The organism is Methylobacterium tarhaniae (assembly GCF_001043955.1).
GTDB lineage: Bacteria > Pseudomonadota > Alphaproteobacteria > Rhizobiales > Beijerinckiaceae > Methylobacterium > Methylobacterium tarhaniae.
The window spans coordinates 1-14,979 of sequence record NZ_LABZ01000145.1; the positions used below are offsets into that span (position 1 = coordinate 1).

The window sequence follows — 14,979 nt, forward strand, 5'->3', positions numbered from 1 at the left end:
AAAACCTAAGCGCGGCGGTATTAATCCACCGTTAGCCTCGAGATTCAAGTTCAACCGATTATAACCTTGCGCACCGCCAATACCAGAACAGCAACAGAGTGAATAATTGCCTTTAACAGTTATTGTACCCGATACAGGACTGCTCTTGCCAATTATTATTACCGACCCTAACGACCCGCAGAAATTAATTTTAAGATCCAAGCCAGACTGCTGCTCATCGTAAACAATAATATTTCCGGACCCGCAATCACCTAACACTTCTATCCCGCAATCTAGGCGTGAACAAGCATGTACACGATGCACTTTGATCGACTTGAATACAGGCGCGCTCAGATCAGGCTGGAAGGGGGGAATGAGAGCAGCAATATCAGCCGGCAGCACATCCGACAGCATGCTTAAGACTGCGCCCGAGTTCATGTCAACGAACCTTGCGAGATTAAGCTCAAAACCTTCACATATATTTGTTGCGGGCTGAGTTGAAGTTGGACTTCGACGCATGATTGCCGCTCTTGCAATTTATCAACATCAAGCAACCTGCGTTTGCTCATCTGTCACCTGTCACTAAGTTTGGAGTAGGCCTGTCTACCATTTACCGCTTGGTCGAGATGCAAAACAGGAGGGTCAAACGCCAGTTCGCAGCATCAACGTTCCTCATTAAGAGCACCTATCTAAACCGCCTCTGCGCCAGCAGTTTCAATCACTTAGCGGGCGCGAAAACCGGTTGTGTTAGGAGTTCTAAGCATTCGCCCCCACAACTCCTGGCGAGCTCCGTCCGAGCGCTTGGTTCCCACCTTCCCTGTGTAACGGCAAAGCGTCGGCCCAGTCCAGAACAGAGGCGCGCGGTTGAGACACAAAGACATTGGCTATCATCCTCGTCTGCGCCCGAATGGTACGTTTCAACGGCTATATACCTGAGGCAGACGCCAGAGATCGAGCGGTCGCACCCCAAAATCCGAAGCACAACATTAGTACTATTTCCGGAGTCGAAGTTGCTAAGCCGGCTTCGAAAGATCGAGGTCAGACTTGTACTCTTCTTCGTCTCCAACGCAAGTAGCGTTCTCGATCGCGTCAATTAGCTCAACAACTTTTCGCGCCACAGCTCCGGTGAAATGGGCTTTCTCGATCAATTCGAGCAGAATTGCACGATGATCTTCTTTGTCGATAATCATTATTTTACCCTATTTAGTGGATGACAGCCAGCTTTCTTTCTGCTCCGCTACTATCTTTGACTAATATATAACCAGCCACCTCAACTGAAGGCGACGCCTGGAACGTACCAAACTGTACTAAGCCAGATCCCGTAGTTCTCAGCATCAGGCCAGCATTCTCGCCGACGGCTTCGATTGCGGGCGATGCTCCTTCTGAACTGCTACTAATCAGCAACCATTTAGAAGATTGGGCGTCACCTCGGAACGCCATGATAGGCCTTCCATTCGATCCAAGATAATCTATCCTATCGTTACTAAATATCTGCAGAACGGACCCAGCAGCATCGGTGACATCCGATCTGATCGCAGCGCCAAGTCGACCATCTGGAACGTACCATGCAACAGCATGCCCCTTAGCCATTCTCAACGCGTTCGCGGTACCTACCCGGCCATCCGTTCCTGTAATTGCGTCAGAACCGATTATTATGCCCGCGTTCCAGGTGTGCTTATTTTTTAATACGACAAGGGCAGCGTTGCTTGGATTTGCTGGCTTTCCACCGTAGGCATCATCTCCACCGGCTGCAAGCCAGACACCATAGACACCGTACGTCAATCGATAAGGATTAGAAGTGTAATCGTTACCTTTGTTTTTGGCAGCTACTTCAAGTCCATATGACTGAGTAGGGGACGTGGCCTCGTGTTGTACGTCAGCATAAAGAGCCCATCCAGGACGCCTGCGACTGCCATCTACCACAACGAACCCACCTACTCCCACCGAAGCAGCGTTGCTTAAATCATCGCTATCCGAAACCCGGGACATACCAACCACGGCTAAACCGCCACGATCCTGCATGACAGCAAATTGTGCATCTCTGGGCGCCCAAGAAGCTCCAAATGATCCATTCGGAAGCCAAGTAGAGTTGCCACCAGCACGACTGGTTGGCATTTCTGCTGCCGCCCCAACGAAGACCCGACCGGGAAATCTTGTAGTTGTTGGTATTTTACCATCAACATCAGACCAGAACGGCGCGCGTTCAGCACTCTGCGATCGAGAGTCACGTGCTTTAACGGAAATTGGAACGCTTATAGATCCTCCCACAAGACCGGAAATAAATGTGCGTCGTGACCCAGGCATAACTTGACCCTAAGATTGCGCCAGATATCTGTTGTATTCACCAACATAATACTCATAGCCTTCTCTATGCGCGGTTAGCAAGTCGCGCATCGCCTCTGCTTCTTCAGTCGAGGCTTTACCGGAGAGTATATCAGAAATTCGGTGAGGCTTCGGACCGTGAAAATGAACGATACGCGCGTCCTTATTAATACCCTGGAAGGGGCGCCAATTCATAGTTGCTGGCAATACGTCCCACTTACCTTCTAACGCCATATTAATAATTGTTTGATCGTATGAAAAATTCTTTTTATGATAGAAATTATGCTTTCGAGCTATGTCAATAATCATATCACGAGCAGCTTTAAAGCCGGTTTTATTAATGATCATTACCCCGCTGTTAAACGTAGACCCAGGTTTTACAACTATTCCCTCTGCGACTGTCTCCCCACATGCGGCGACGATCGGCGGCTTTGGATTCATATTCTCAACATCGCCAGTAAACATAACGTCGCAATCCGTGTACAAGAAAAATTCATCGTCAACGTGTTCAGGTGAGTACATGCGCAGATAGGCGCCGGCCGCATGCTCCGGAGTGAACGGTGTACCAGCATTTGCATTCGTGGTTTCGGCAGAGAACAGTTCTTGTCGAAATGGAACACAGGTTCTTATAATTTTAACGCCATTCGATCTAAGCCAGCTTAAAATCGGCCTTTCTCCATTTCCATCAAATAGACAAATAGGCTCTAACTTAGTTTTTTCTCGCGCTGAAATAACCGCAACTTTTATCATGTCGCGAAACCATTCCGCCGATCTTTCATCAAAACTGAATACCCATTGCCTAATTTCTAAGTTATTCATTCGATTTCTCGCGCTTGCCGCAGAGACTACTGTCTGGCGGTAGTTGAATGATAGAACAGTTCCTTGCCGGAGTGCAAGCAGTGCCTTTGTGGCGATCAGCCCCCACGGGGTGGCCCGAGTGGAATGTTAGTGGACAGTGGGCTGGCGTCACAGACGAAATCACGGCCAGATGAGACGGGGCAAACCGCGTGCCGAAGATGTGAGTAACGGGAAGGCCGGACGGATACAAGAGCTTACTCCAGGATCAACTACTGCTCGGTCTGGAAGTGCTCTGGTCGAATGGGAAAAGCTGATTGTCCTGCACGAACACCCCGCGGACGCCGGCTTCGGCAAGGACGTTGGCCCAGCAGGCCTCGGATGATTAGCCGTTGTGTTCGTCGATGTGCTTCAAGATATTTCATCACGAGCTTCTGATGTCCTTAGTGTCAGTCGGAAATGCCTCCCCCTAATTGACAACTCCACGCTAAAAATCGTGTTACAATCACACCATGGACTATTTCTCACGAAGGCCGTGTCCTACGCGGTCGAATAAGGGTCCTAGAAAATAGTCGATTGGTGTTTGCTCGCCAGTCGTTATCACGACCTCGGCCGGCATGCCGGGCTTTAGTTTGTCCTTAATCTCGGTCGGAATAGCGGCGGAGCGAACGGTCACCTCACCTTGGAAATAGATATTCTGTGGATTTTGCGGGTCCGTCAGCCGGTCGTAGGAAACGGATCTCAACTGCCCGTGCATGTAAGGCACGCGGCGCGAGTGATAGCTCGGAAAACGAACTTCCGCCTGCAGCCCCTCCGAGACGGAGTCGATGTCGGCAGGCGAGATCTGCACCGTCACGGTCAGTTGGTCGCCCGTTGGGGCGATCTCGAGCAAGGGGTCACCCGGCCGCACGACTGCGCCGAGAGTGAAGACCTTGAGCGCCTGGACGATACCGGTGCGCGGCGCCCGCACCTCCACCCGCGTGAGGACGTCTTGCGCCACCCGCTCCTTCTCGTTGAGGTCCGACAGTGTCTTGCGCACATCGATGATGTCGGTCGAGACCTGCTGCAAGAACTGCTTCTGCGCTTGGATGATCGTGAGCTTGGTTTCCTGGACCGCCTGCGCACCCTTTTTCGAGTCGGAGGCGGCGCGGTCAATGACGCCCAGCAGGCGGTACCGCTCACGCTCGAGGGGCGTGACGCGCGACACCGGAACGAGTTGCTTGGCCAGCAGCTCGTTCAGTCCGCGGAGTTCCCGATCGATCGTCACTAATTGCTGCTTGGCGACCTCGCCATCGTTGGCGAGCGCCCGCAACTCCTGCTCCGTCTGGGCGATCTTGGCATTGAGCACGTCGATCTGCGAGCGCAGATAGACCTGCCGCTCGCGCATGTTGCGGGTCTGGTCCTCGAGTGCCCGCACAACGGCGGGGTCGCTGCGCTGCGCAGCAAGCTCGTCCGGCAAGGTGATCGCGAAGGTCTGATCGCGCTCGGCGAGAAGACGCGCCTCCTGGATGCGGGCGGCGATCAGCTGACCGCGTAGGGTGTCCAGCGACGCCTTCGCCTGCGTGTCGTCCATCCGCATCAGGAGCTGCCCCTCCTGGACGGAATCCCCATCCCGGACGAGGATATCCCGGACGATGCCGCCTTCGAGGTGCTGAACGGTCTTCTTGTTGGTTTGCGCGACGATCACGCCGGGGGCGATCGCCGCGCTCTCAAGCTTGGCGATCGTCGCCCAGCCGGCGCCGCCCCCGAAGGCGACGAGAATCAGCCCGTAGGCGGCCAGGACAGGTTTGCGCCAGTCCGTCGCGATCGGGGGAGCAGAGACGTGTACCAGGGAAGTCATCGCCCAATCTCGTCAGGAGGTTTGTGCCAGGCTGGGACGTAGCATCGGCGCCGGTCGGTCCGCCTTGGGCTCGCTCGGGGTGGGTTGCGGCGTGAGAACCTCGTCGCGTGTACCGAAGCGCGACACCGTTCCGTCCTTCAGCACCAGGATGTAGTCCGCCAGCGTCAGCACGTTCGCCTTGTGGGTGATCAGCACGCAGGTCGTCCCACGACCCTTCAGGACCTCCAGCGCCTGCGCCAGAGCCGCCTCACCCACCGCGTCCAGGTTCGAGTTCGGCTCGTCCAGAACCACCAGCGCCGGGTCCCCGTAGATCGCCCGCGCCAGACCGATCCGCTGCCGCTGTCCGCCCGACAGCGCGCTCCCGCCCTCCCCCACATCCGTGTCGTAGCCCCGCGGCAGCTGCTGGATCACCTCGTGCACCCCCGCCAGCTGCGCCGCCGCCAGCACCGCCGCATCGTCCACCGGACCGAACCGCGCGATGTTCTGCGCGATCGTCCCCGACAACAGCTCCACGCTCTGTGGCAGGTAGCCGAGATGCTGACCCAGCGCATCCGCCTCCCAGTGCTGCAGCTCCGACCCGTCCAGCCGCACCGCCCCCAGCGACGGCGCCCAGATCCCGATCAGGCAGCGCACCAGCGTCGACTTGCCCGCCCCGCTCGGACCCACCACCGCCGTCACCGTCCCGGCCGGTAGCGAGAAGCTGACCTGGCTCAGGATGAAGTGCGGCGTCCCCGGTGCCGTCACCGCCAGCCCCTCGACATCCACCCGCCCCTCCGGACGCGGCAGCGCCATCCGAGGACCGACGCTCTCCGCCGCACGGAACAGCGCCTGCAGCCGACCATAGGATTGGCGCGCCCGAAGGAAGACCGGCCACTGGCTGGAGGCCGACTGGACGACGCCGATGCAGGCGCCGCCGATGAACATCACGGCGAACATGACCCCGCCGGAGACCTGCCCCTGGATGGCGAGGTAGGCCGACAGCGCGACGAGGCCGAACGACGTGAATTGCTGCCAGAACTTCAGGACGGTGGCGATCGCCTTCGACAAATGGGCGGCCGCGAGCTGCCAGCCGAGGGCCTGGCCATGGGCCGCGAGCCATTGCACCCGAAAGCCTGGAACCATCGCCATGACGTGCAGGACCTCGGCCTCGCGCGAGGCGGTGTCCAGCAGCCGCTGGCTCTGCGCCGCGTGCTGCGAGGCCCGGTCGAGATTCGCGCGGTTGAGGAACTCGTTGAGCAGCGCGAGCACCAGCACGACGACGATCGCCGCCATCATGGCGAGGCCGAGCCACACGTGCAGCGAGAAGGCGACGACCACGTAGATCGGGATCCAGGGCAGGTCGAAGAGCGGGGCGATGGCCTGGCTCGCCGTGAACTGCCGGACCGTCTCCAGGTCGCGGAAGGCGTGCATGGTGTCGAGGCGGCGCGTCTCCAGGGTCTCGGCATAGACCAGGTCGTAGAGGTCGCCGGCCACCTCGCGGTCGAGCGCGATGCCCATGCGACGCAGGGCCGAGTCCCGGCAGGCGCTCAGCAGCGCCGTTGCGGCACAGGCGAGCAGGAGCAGGACCGTCAGAGAGATCAGCGTGTTGATGCTGCGCGTCGACAGCACGCGGTCGAAGACCTGCATCGTATAGATGACGGTGGCGAAGCTCAGGAGGTTGAGGAGGAGGCTGAACAGGCACAGATGCACCAGGGCCGGCCTCACGGCCTGAATCCCGCGGTCCAGGGGCGTGTCGCCCTTGTGTGGCCCGCGCCGTTTCGCTTTGCCCCGTGTCAAATCCGCTCTCCTCACCGGTACGCCTCACGCTCCACCCCCAGGGTGGCTCTTCTCAGCGATCCGTAACCTCGTGCCAACGGCAAGCATCCGGTGCGATGCAAGTCGCGGCCCACTCGGCGCATTGTTTCTATCTTGTGGTGCAGGTCCGGCGGTCTTCGGCGCGGCCTCCTATCATACATCATTTTATGACATGACCAAGGAGCCAACGGCTCGACTTGAGGTGATCCGGCCACACCGGTCCGGCACGACGGAAGCTCCCTCCCGCTGGACGGTCACCGCATCGCGCCGCCATCAGAGGGAGAGGATCAGCTGCCGCCACGATTCCCGCCCTTCCGCGCGGGCGAGACGTCGTTCGGCGATGATCGCCGGACCATACCGGCTCAGCGCGTCGCGGCGACGTCGGTCGCCCAGCAACCGGCAGATCGCGTCGGCCAGGGCGTCCGCGTCGAAGAAGTCGACGACCTCGGCCTCGTCGCCGGTCCGGATCAGTTCCCGCGTCGGGGTCGTGTCCGAGATCGCCATCGGACATCCCAGCGCCATCGCCTCGAGGGCCGACCACGACAGGACGAACGGGTAGGTCAGGTAGGTGTGAACGCTCGTCCGGCGCAGGAGCTCGACGTAGCGCGGACGGTCCAGCAACCCGAGGAAGTGGACGCGCCTCGAATCGAGGCCGTGCCCGACCTCCGCCAGCAAGGTCTCCTTCCAGGTCCGGCCGTCACCGGGCGGCGGGCCGTATCCGCCCTGCTCGGAGCCGATGATGCGGATATCCGCCGCCGGGTTCTGTCGCAGGATTCGGGGCACGGCCCTCATGAAGGTGTGGAAGCCGCGATGGGGCTCGAGATGCCGCGCCGCGAAGGTCACGACGTTCTCCTCACGCGCTGGAACGGGGCGACCGATGCCGCCCGCCTCGGATGTCGGGGGCACGATGCCCTCGTGGATGATCCGGATGCGCTGGTGCAGGAAGGCCGGAAACGTGAAGCGCTGCCAGATCGTCGGCGCGACACCGATTTCCGCATCCTCCAGGCTCGCGAGGGTGATGGCATTGCGGGCCCGCATCCGGTGCAGGATCTCGGGCGTCGCGGGCGGGAATTCTGGGTCGAAGTTCACCTCTCCGCCCTCGCGGAGGTAGTAGTATTCGCAGTAGCAGACCAGCTTTGCCCGCGGGAACAGGTCCTTGAGGTAGAGAGCCTCGCCCCAGCCCGGATGGGCCACGATGACGTCGGGCACGAACCCGTCGTAGCTGAGCGCGCGGGCCGCCGCCGCCGCCCCGGCCGCCATCGCGGCGCGCGTGGTCAGGTCGTCGAGCACCATGTCGCCGGTATGCTCGATCAGGGCCGGCGTGTACTGGCGGTACCGCAACCCCCGACGACGGTAGGGGTTCATGCCGATCCCGGCGAGCTCCACATCGCCCCGCTCCTCGAGCGCTTCGAGCACGGCGACGAGCTGGGACGGGAACGTCTGATGGACGAGGAGAACACGCAACGCCATCGGTCCCGCGTCCTCAAGACTCACGGATGAGATCGGCGAAGGCATCGTCCTGGCTCGTCTCCGACGCCAGCGCGACCGCCCAGAGGTCGTAGCGAAGCCCGCGCCGGACGAGCACTTTCGGAAATCCCGCCTCGAGCAGCAGCCGGACCAGCCGCTCGGCGGTGAATGCGGTCCGATGCGCCATCAAGTCGAAGCCGGAGCGGATCGATGCGCGATGACCGAAGAGCATGTCGAGCGCGGTGATCGGCCCTGCCGGCGAATGATAGGCGGGAGCTTCGAGCTGCCCATTGACCACGAGCCCCGCCACCGCAGCGAGGTCGGGTGTCGTGATCAACGCGTAGCCGTCCCGATCCAGAACCCGACGGAATTCGCGAAACGCCACGGGCACCTCGTGATCGTGGAGGTGCTCGATGTTGTGCGCCGACCATACCGCGCCGACCGTCCCGTCGCCGAAGGCCGAGAGGTCCGTCATCGAGCCGACGAGATCCGGCTTGGTCCTGGGATCGAGGTCCATCCGGATCTCCTGCCAGCTCCCGTCCCGGAACGCCGGGTGCAGCTTCTCGGGCGCGTAAGTTCCGCAGCCGACATGCAGGACGGTGCGGCGCGTTCGCGATGAATCCGGATCTCGCTGCGCACTCAAACCATGTTCCTCCCGGGCGGGCCACACCGGCCGCCACAGCGATAAGCAAGTCTGTGGCCCAGCAAGATGTCCCAAATCAGGCCGCCTCGACGACGGCGTGGAACATGCCGGGCCAAATGACGGCCGTAAACGAAGGAAGGCCGGGCACGAGGCCCGGCCTTCTTTCCCGTCGCGGGAATGCACTCAGAAGCTGTGCGTGTGGTCGATGATCTTGATCGTCTCGGCCGAGTGGTTGGCACCCTCGAGCGACTTGGCGATGTTGATCACCAGGTCCTCGCGCGACATCCCGTGCGAGAGCTCCTTGGTCCAGTTCTCGAGACCGCCCTGGTCCGGCGCCCGTCCCAGCATGTTGTTGTACATGAGCGAGACGAAGGCCGAGTCGGAGAGGTTGCCCGACTGTGCCTGGAACTCGGGGCTGGTGAGGAAGCTGTGGGCGATGTCCTGCAGGCTCATGCCGTTGTCGTGCGCGGCCCACCAGTTGTGGAGGCCGTCGGCATCGGCGTCGCGGTTCAGCACCGCGTCGTACATCCGCGCGATCACCGCTTGGTCCGTGCTGGCGGCGTTGATCATCACGCTGCCGTCACCGAACTTGATGTACTCGGCGTGGTTGATCGTCGTCGTCGAGTTGGACGCGGCGTTGAACACCGTGACCTTGTCGAGATCGATCTGCGTGGTGAAATTGGACTTGCTGCCGGCGAAGTTGACGACGTCGAAGCCTGCGCCGCCCGAAACGGTCTGCGAGCCGTCCGGAATGACGTTGAAGGTGTGGGGCGTGTAGTCCTGCCCGGCTCCTGAGACGGTGGAGAGCAGCACGCTGCCGGCGTTCGTCGCAGCGCCTTCGATCGAGGCCGTGAAGCTGATCAAGACGTCGGCCCGTGACAACGAGCCGTTGTTCAGAGCGCTCGTCCAGTCCTGCAGGCCCGGACCGTCAGGATCGCGCTCCAGGAGGTTATGATACAAGTTGGTGACGAAGGTCGTGTTGTCGACGCCCGGCCCGAAGCCCTTCGTCTGGGCTTCGGTCGAATTGAGGAACGAGGATCCGACCTGCTGCAGCGACAGCTGCCCGCTGTTATACGCGTCCCACCAGCTGTAGATGCCGTTGGAATCGGCCGTGCGGTCGAGCACCGCCTCGTACATGCGGGCGATGATGGCCTCGTCCGCCGTCGAGGCCTTGACGAAGGTCGACCCGTTGCTGAACTGGACGACGTTGACGTTGGCGAGGGTCGAGACGTGGCCTTGGCCGTCGTCGAGGACGATGCGGTTGTTGCCGTCGACGCTGACGGCGTAGCCGTCATGCGAGTTCGACGCGACGAACCCGGACCTGCCGGTCGACGGCGTCGGGGCCGAGGTCAGGACGACGTTGTTGCCGGACCCGAGGTCGGCATTGACCGTTCCCTGACCGACGATGAGGGTGTCGTCGCCGCGTCCGGTCGAGACGGTGGCATTGCTGGACTGTGAGGCATTGATGATCGCCGCGCCGCCGCCGACCGCGTTGACGGCCATCGCGCCGGTGCCGCCGTTGACCACGGTCGTGCCGGAACCGGTCGTCAGGACCTGGGCGCTACCGGAGCCGAGGGAGACCTCGGTGTTGCCGGATCCGGTGGAGGCGAACTTGAGGTCGCCCGTGCTCGCCTCGACCTTCACCGTACCCGGGGTCTCGGCGAGGATCGTCCCGGCACCCGAGCCGAGCACGACGTTGGCGTCGCCGGCCTTCGCGTTCACCGCGAGCGTGCCGGAGCCACCGACAACGGTGGTGCCGCCCGTGCTCGCCGCCGTGATCGTCGCATTGCCACCGCCCGTCGCGACCGTCGTCGGACCGGAGCCGCCCAACTCGACGTTCATCGACGTATCGTCGGTGACGGCGATGAACCGCTCCTGGTCGCTATTCGACGTGCCGAACACGGTCGAACCGCCGGAATACGTCACGATCGACGATTGCGACGAGTTGGCGATGTTCGTCGGCGCGCTCGAGACGAAGCTCGCCACCGGAGCGGTCGAGATCTCGTTTCCGGCCAGCACCTCGCGCTGCGTCGCCGGCGCATCGCCCGGGTTCGCACCAGTCTGAAACTTCGAGATCACCTTGTTGAGCGCGGCCTGAACCGCAGCGGACGCGGTCGCGCTGGCTGATGCGCTTGGTGTCTCCTGCAAGATTGTAGTCAACACCTGGGCCACAGGTGCGTTATATGCGTCAGCCACGGTATCGCCCCTTGATTATATTATGTTGAACTAATGATTACATCGCCGCCGCAATGCGCGGCGCGCGGAAGATGCGGGCCGGCTTGCGTTGGTGGATCTGAGCGGCCGGCTGAGGAGCGGCCACCGCAACGCGCGGCGCTTCGGGCGCCGGCTTGCGCGCCTTGACCTCGGTGAGCTGCAGCCGCAGGGCGACCAGATGCTCGCGGCCCGTCGGCCCGCGCAGGTCCACCGGGGCCAGCGTCGGGCCGAAATGCGTGCCGTCGCTGAAGCGCGCCTCGACGACGAGGGAGTATTTCTCGGCATCCGCGCCGATCAGGCTGAATGTCACGCCGTTGATGGCCCGCGCCTTCATGCGGGTGCCGACATACTCGCCGACGATGACGTCGGGCATGCGGCCGAGGCCGAGAAGCGCGCAGCCATAGGCGATGTCGACATTGGCCGGACGCTTCGGCCATTGCAGCGAGAAGCCCTCGATGCGAGCCGTACCGTTCGGGTCGCCGAGCCACTCGCCGCCGCCGACGAACAGGTCGCCGCGCCGCTCGACGTGACCGGCCAGCCGCAGGGAAACGGCACGACCGCCGTCATCCTCGTCGTTTTGCGCCGCAACATCGGGCGCCACCGCGAGGGCCGGCCGCCGCGCCGGCGCGGCGAGCGCCGGCACTTCGCGATCCAGCCGGTCCAGTTCCAGGGTCACGGCGTCCGGCTGGTCGCAGCCCTCACCCAGGATGGTGATCAGCACGAGCGCGTCGCTCTCCGCCGTGATGACGCACAGATCTCCGGGCTGACGCAGCACTCCGGCGACAGCATTCGGACTGAAGAGCGTCTTCACGACCTGTGCGTTGTCCGGGTCGACCGACACGATGACGCGCGGCGCAGAGTAAGAGATCGCCGTCGCAACGTAGCGCAGCGCGAACATGCCGCGCGCAACACTCATCGTTCGCACGGAGACCTGCCCGCGCGCTGAGACGGCGCTCTTCACTGGAAGACCCCTTGGTTGCCGGTCTTGGTTACTCGGCTGTTAATCTTGAAGATCTAATCCATCGGAAGCGGTCCCGCGTCAAGCGTCGCCCGGCGTCGAATCGAAGGTTTTTTCGGTCGTGTCCGAGGCGCACTACCGAGGATGGTTAAAACGGGCGGTGTCCGGACTGTTTCCTGCCAGGAGAGGCGACGGCGCCACACTGGTTGTGCTAAGACCAGTGGATCACGATCACTCGCCTCCTGACTCGGCCCTCTCCTGGTGAACTGCGATGTCCGGCACAGTGCGCGCCCTGCAGCACAAAGATCCCGCACTTATTCATCCTTTAATTGAATATCCTGGGATCGGCGACAAGTTGATCATGCCGATCGTAGCCGTCGAAGCGAGGGCTCTGGCCCAGCATTACCCCCTCGTTTGGCGCCGCACCGGTGATGTGTGTGAATTGGCCGCCCTCGTCAGTCTTTCTGCACCGCACAAAACGAGCCTGGACGAAGACATGACGCGGGGGATCCCTCTGCCGTTGCTAATGGGAGCTTATCCCTTGTCTGTAGCACCCGGGGTTTTTCCGGATTCGCGAGGTGTCGTGCTGATCGAGGAGACTGTCGCCGCGTCCTCTCGACCCGGAATGCCGGTGTTCTTGGACAACGGTGCACCATCCGCCGAGGCAGCTCATCGCCTGCGCGCGCTCGAAGTCTTCGCCAGTGACTACGCCCGCACGGCAGTTTATTCCCGCGTGCTCGCTGAGCGGGAATTGCTGGTCGACTGGCCGCTCCGCCTTCAGATCGGGGACGAGGGGGTCGAGATCGAGGGGCTTTGCGTCCTCGCCCATCCTCTCGCCCGCGGCGAAGCCTTGCAGGCCCTGGTGGCCGAGCACGGGTTCCCGTTCGCCGAGCTGGTGACGCTGCACGATCTCTCGTTGTTCAACATGCAGCGGCTCGTCGACCGCCACCGACGGACACGTCCCGAACGCGCCGGCGCCGCCGCGTCCGGAGCGCGCGACGCATGAGCCTGCCCCTCGTTCCCTTCCAGCCTGATCGCCTGCAGAACCTGCGCTGGAGCTTCCCGTCGCAGTACGGGTTCGCCCGCGACCTGCTCTTCGTTCCCCTGATCCCGACGGAAGTCCTCCGCGTCGCCCGCGAGTACCCGATCGGCTTCCACCGCACGGAACAAGGCTGCGAGGTGGTCGCCTATCTCGGGGACGCGGACGGACGGGCGAATCGCTTCGTCGACGCGCAAGGGCGTTGGACGGGCGGCTACGTCCCGTTCTGGCTGCGCGTGCGGCCCTTCATGCTCGGGGCATCCGGCGCGAGCGTCCTGCTCGACCCCGCTCTCGTCGGCGTCGCCGGCACCTACGCGTTCACGGAGGATGGAAGCGCCTTCAGCGCCGAGGCGGAGGACGTCGCCCGCCAGCTCGACCGCGTCCAGCGCGGGGCCGCCGCCCTCTCGGCGGCGGTGGCCCTCCTCCTGGAGACGGAGGTCGCCCAGGCAGCAGCCGGGGGTCCCCGGGCCGGCCTTGCCTTCGTCCCGGCCGCACGGCCGGCCGAGGTGCTGTCGAGCGACATGGCGGGATGGTACGCACGCGATCCCCGGGCCGTCGAGCTGGCGATCGCGGCATCCTTCTCGACCGCCTTCCTCCCGGCGACCGCCGAATCACCCGTGACCCTCGACACGGCGCATGCGCCGACGGAGGCGACCCTACGTCAGGCCGCCGTGGCACCGCTCTACGTCCCGACCGCTCTCCCCGCCGACCTCGACTGGCTCGACACCGGCGAGAAGATCGCGTTCTGACGCCACGCACCCACTTTCGAGGGAGGGCGTCCCCGTCGCGGACGCCCTTCTCTCGATTCAGGCTCCGCCGACAGGACGATGGCCTCGCGTGTGATCGCGCGACACATCGCCTCGAACCGCGCTTGGGCGGCGCGTTGGGGCGGCAAGCGAAAGGCCGTGACGCACATTCCACGCGACGCTGCGCGCCCGCCGGCGCTGACGAATTCTACTGTATCGTCGACACAAAACCTGTATCAGGACGCGCCAGTGCGCGAGCGTGTTTCGGCGTGTTTCAGCGTGTTTCGCAGAACGACGAGAGGTGTGCGGGCCGCGACCATCGGACAAATCGGTAAGGGTCTAGTCAATGACTAACATCATCAGTCGCATCAAAGCCAGAAACCGCTCGTCGCGGCCTTCTTCACGAGCGTCCGTCGATGGGATCATCGGGACAAACGTCGTCGGCTGGGCCCTCGATACGCGCGATCCCCGCAACAAGATCATGATCGAGGCGGTGTCGCCGGCGGGCGAGACCGCACGGGCGCTGGCGGATAATTTCCGGAAGGACCTGCTCGAGTCCGGGATCGGCGACGGCTATCACGGCTTCCAGATCAGCGTCGCGGGATGGGAGGGCGACCTCTCGGCCATCTCGGTCCGGCGCGTCGATACGGGCGAAGTCCTCGGGCGAACCCCGTTGCCGGTGCTGCGGCCCACGGCCCAGGACGGAGCCGCTTCGTCGCGATGGATCGGCTACGTCGACTACGTCGACGAGAACGCGGTCGTCGGATGGGCGATCGACCGCGAATTGCCCAACCTTCCCGTCGCGATCGAGGTCTGCACGGAGACCGGCTTGCGCACGACCGGCCTCGCCGACATCTACCGGGAGGATGTCGAGCGCCTGGGCCACGGCAACGGCCGGCACGGCTTCCACATCGAGCTGCCGCGGCTCGGTCAGCGCAGCCGCATCACCGTGAACTTCGCATCCTCCGGCGCCTCCCTCACCGAACACCCGATCGACGTGAATCCCGAGGCGGCGCTGCTGACCGGGCGGGTGCCGTCCGCCCTCCGGCGGGCGATGGAGCGAGCCGCGTTCGAGATCGACGCGCGCTCCAAGGATTTGAACGGGTCACGACCCGGGGCATGAGACGCCGCGGCGACGCGCATCCGAGATACCAGTCAGGCGAGCGAACTTCATGACAATCC

At 62.6% G+C, this 14,979-nt stretch carries 13 protein-coding genes; 4 read left to right on the plus strand and 9 right to left on the minus strand.

Features of this window, described 5'->3' with window-relative positions:
• The 8 genes from VQ03_RS34330 to VQ03_RS20100 all read right to left on the minus strand — a co-directional run.
• On the minus strand, positions 1–417 hold a 417-nt coding region (locus VQ03_RS34330; RefSeq protein ID WP_208605527.1), incomplete at its 3' end, for a hypothetical protein.
• 765 nt (positions 418–1,182) lie between these two features.
• The gene (locus VQ03_RS33165; protein ID WP_157064178.1) at positions 1,183–2,001 is read right to left on the minus strand and encodes a hypothetical protein; all 819 of its coding nucleotides are present in this window, start codon (positions 1,999–2,001) and stop codon (positions 1,183–1,185) included.
• 291 nt (positions 2,002–2,292) lie between these two features.
• Positions 2,293–3,120 (minus strand): glycosyltransferase, encoded by an 828-nt coding sequence (locus tag VQ03_RS33170; RefSeq protein ID WP_157064179.1) that lies wholly within the window; start codon positions 3,118–3,120, stop codon positions 2,293–2,295.
• Between the two features lie 493 nt (positions 3,121–3,613).
• Positions 3,614–4,936: an HlyD family type I secretion periplasmic adaptor subunit gene (locus tag VQ03_RS20080; protein WP_048452677.1), complete on the minus strand. Its 1,323-nt coding sequence runs from the start codon at positions 4,934–4,936 to the stop codon at positions 3,614–3,616.
• Positions 4,937–4,948: 12 nt separating this feature from the next.
• Positions 4,949–6,640: a type I secretion system permease/ATPase gene (locus tag VQ03_RS20085; RefSeq protein ID WP_053078668.1), complete on the minus strand. Its 1,692-nt coding sequence runs from the start codon at positions 6,638–6,640 to the stop codon at positions 4,949–4,951.
• 363 nt (positions 6,641–7,003) lie between these two features.
• A complete protein-coding gene (locus VQ03_RS20090; protein WP_053078669.1) occupies positions 7,004–8,200 on the minus strand; it encodes a glycosyltransferase in 1,197 nt (398 codons plus the stop codon).
• 13 nt (positions 8,201–8,213) lie between these two features.
• Positions 8,214–9,023, minus strand: a complete 810-nt coding sequence (locus tag VQ03_RS20095; RefSeq protein WP_342586470.1) for a class I SAM-dependent methyltransferase — start codon at positions 9,021–9,023, stop codon at positions 8,214–8,216.
• Positions 9,024–10,562, minus strand: coding sequence for a DUF4214 domain-containing protein (locus VQ03_RS20100; protein WP_157064180.1), 1,539 nt, complete (start codon positions 10,560–10,562; stop codon positions 9,024–9,026).
• Here VQ03_RS20100 and VQ03_RS33175 point away from each other — a divergent pair.
• Complete coding sequence (locus tag VQ03_RS33175; RefSeq protein WP_157064181.1) at positions 10,537–10,905, plus strand: hypothetical protein; 369 nt, start codon at positions 10,537–10,539, stop codon at positions 10,903–10,905. The genes VQ03_RS20100 and VQ03_RS33175 overlap by 26 nt on opposite strands.
• Positions 10,906–11,073: 168 nt before the next feature.
• On the opposite strand, the gene VQ03_RS20105 is transcribed toward VQ03_RS33175, so the two are convergent.
• Positions 11,074–11,952 carry a hypothetical protein gene (locus VQ03_RS20105; RefSeq protein ID WP_048452680.1) on the minus strand — a complete coding sequence of 293 codons (879 nt, stop codon included), beginning with the start codon at positions 11,950–11,952 and terminating at the stop codon, positions 11,074–11,076.
• A gap of 331 nt (positions 11,953–12,283) precedes the next feature.
• On the opposite strand from VQ03_RS20105, the gene VQ03_RS32105 reads away from it, so the two are divergent.
• The 3 genes from VQ03_RS32105 to VQ03_RS20120 all read left to right on the plus strand — a co-directional run bounded on the left by VQ03_RS32105 (position 12,284) and on the right by VQ03_RS20120 (position 14,920).
• Positions 12,284–13,018 (plus strand): SapC family protein, encoded by a 735-nt coding sequence (locus VQ03_RS32105; RefSeq protein ID WP_083468117.1) that lies wholly within the window; start codon positions 12,284–12,286, stop codon positions 13,016–13,018.
• Positions 13,015–13,800, plus strand: coding sequence for a SapC family protein (locus VQ03_RS20115; RefSeq protein WP_048452682.1), 786 nt, complete (start codon positions 13,015–13,017; stop codon positions 13,798–13,800). The genes VQ03_RS32105 and VQ03_RS20115 overlap by 4 nt, the downstream gene beginning before the upstream one ends.
• 478 nt (positions 13,801–14,278) lie before the next feature.
• On the plus strand, positions 14,279–14,920 hold the full coding sequence (locus VQ03_RS20120) for a hypothetical protein (RefSeq protein WP_048452683.1): 642 nt from the start codon (positions 14,279–14,281) through the stop codon (positions 14,918–14,920).
• Positions 14,921–14,979 lie beyond the last annotated feature (59 nt).

What these genes read in the sequence shown, in the direction of transcription:
- VQ03_RS33165 (WP_157064178.1), bottom strand. Translation starts at nt 2,001, where the DNA reads ATGCAGGATCGTGGCGGTTTAGCCGTGGTTGGTATGTCCCGGGTTTCG.
- VQ03_RS33170 (WP_157064179.1), bottom strand. Translation starts at nt 3,120, where the DNA reads ATGAATAACTTAGAAATTAGGCAATGGGTATTCAGTTTTGATGAAAGA.
- VQ03_RS20080 (WP_048452677.1), bottom strand. Translation starts at nt 4,936, where the DNA reads ATGACTTCCCTGGTACACGTCTCTGCTCCCCCGATCGCGACGGACTGG.
- VQ03_RS20090 (WP_053078669.1), bottom strand. Translation starts at nt 8,200, where the DNA reads ATGGCGTTGCGTGTTCTCCTCGTCCATCAGACGTTCCCGTCCCAGCTC.
- VQ03_RS20105 (WP_048452680.1), bottom strand. Translation starts at nt 11,952, where the DNA reads ATGTTCGCGCTGCGCTACGTTGCGACGGCGATCTCTTACTCTGCGCCG.
- VQ03_RS32105 (WP_083468117.1), top strand. Translation starts at nt 12,284, where the DNA reads ATGTCCGGCACAGTGCGCGCCCTGCAGCACAAAGATCCCGCACTTATT.
- VQ03_RS20115 (WP_048452682.1), top strand. Translation starts at nt 13,015, where the DNA reads ATGAGCCTGCCCCTCGTTCCCTTCCAGCCTGATCGCCTGCAGAACCTG.
- VQ03_RS20120 (WP_048452683.1), top strand. Translation starts at nt 14,279, where the DNA reads ATGATCGAGGCGGTGTCGCCGGCGGGCGAGACCGCACGGGCGCTGGCG.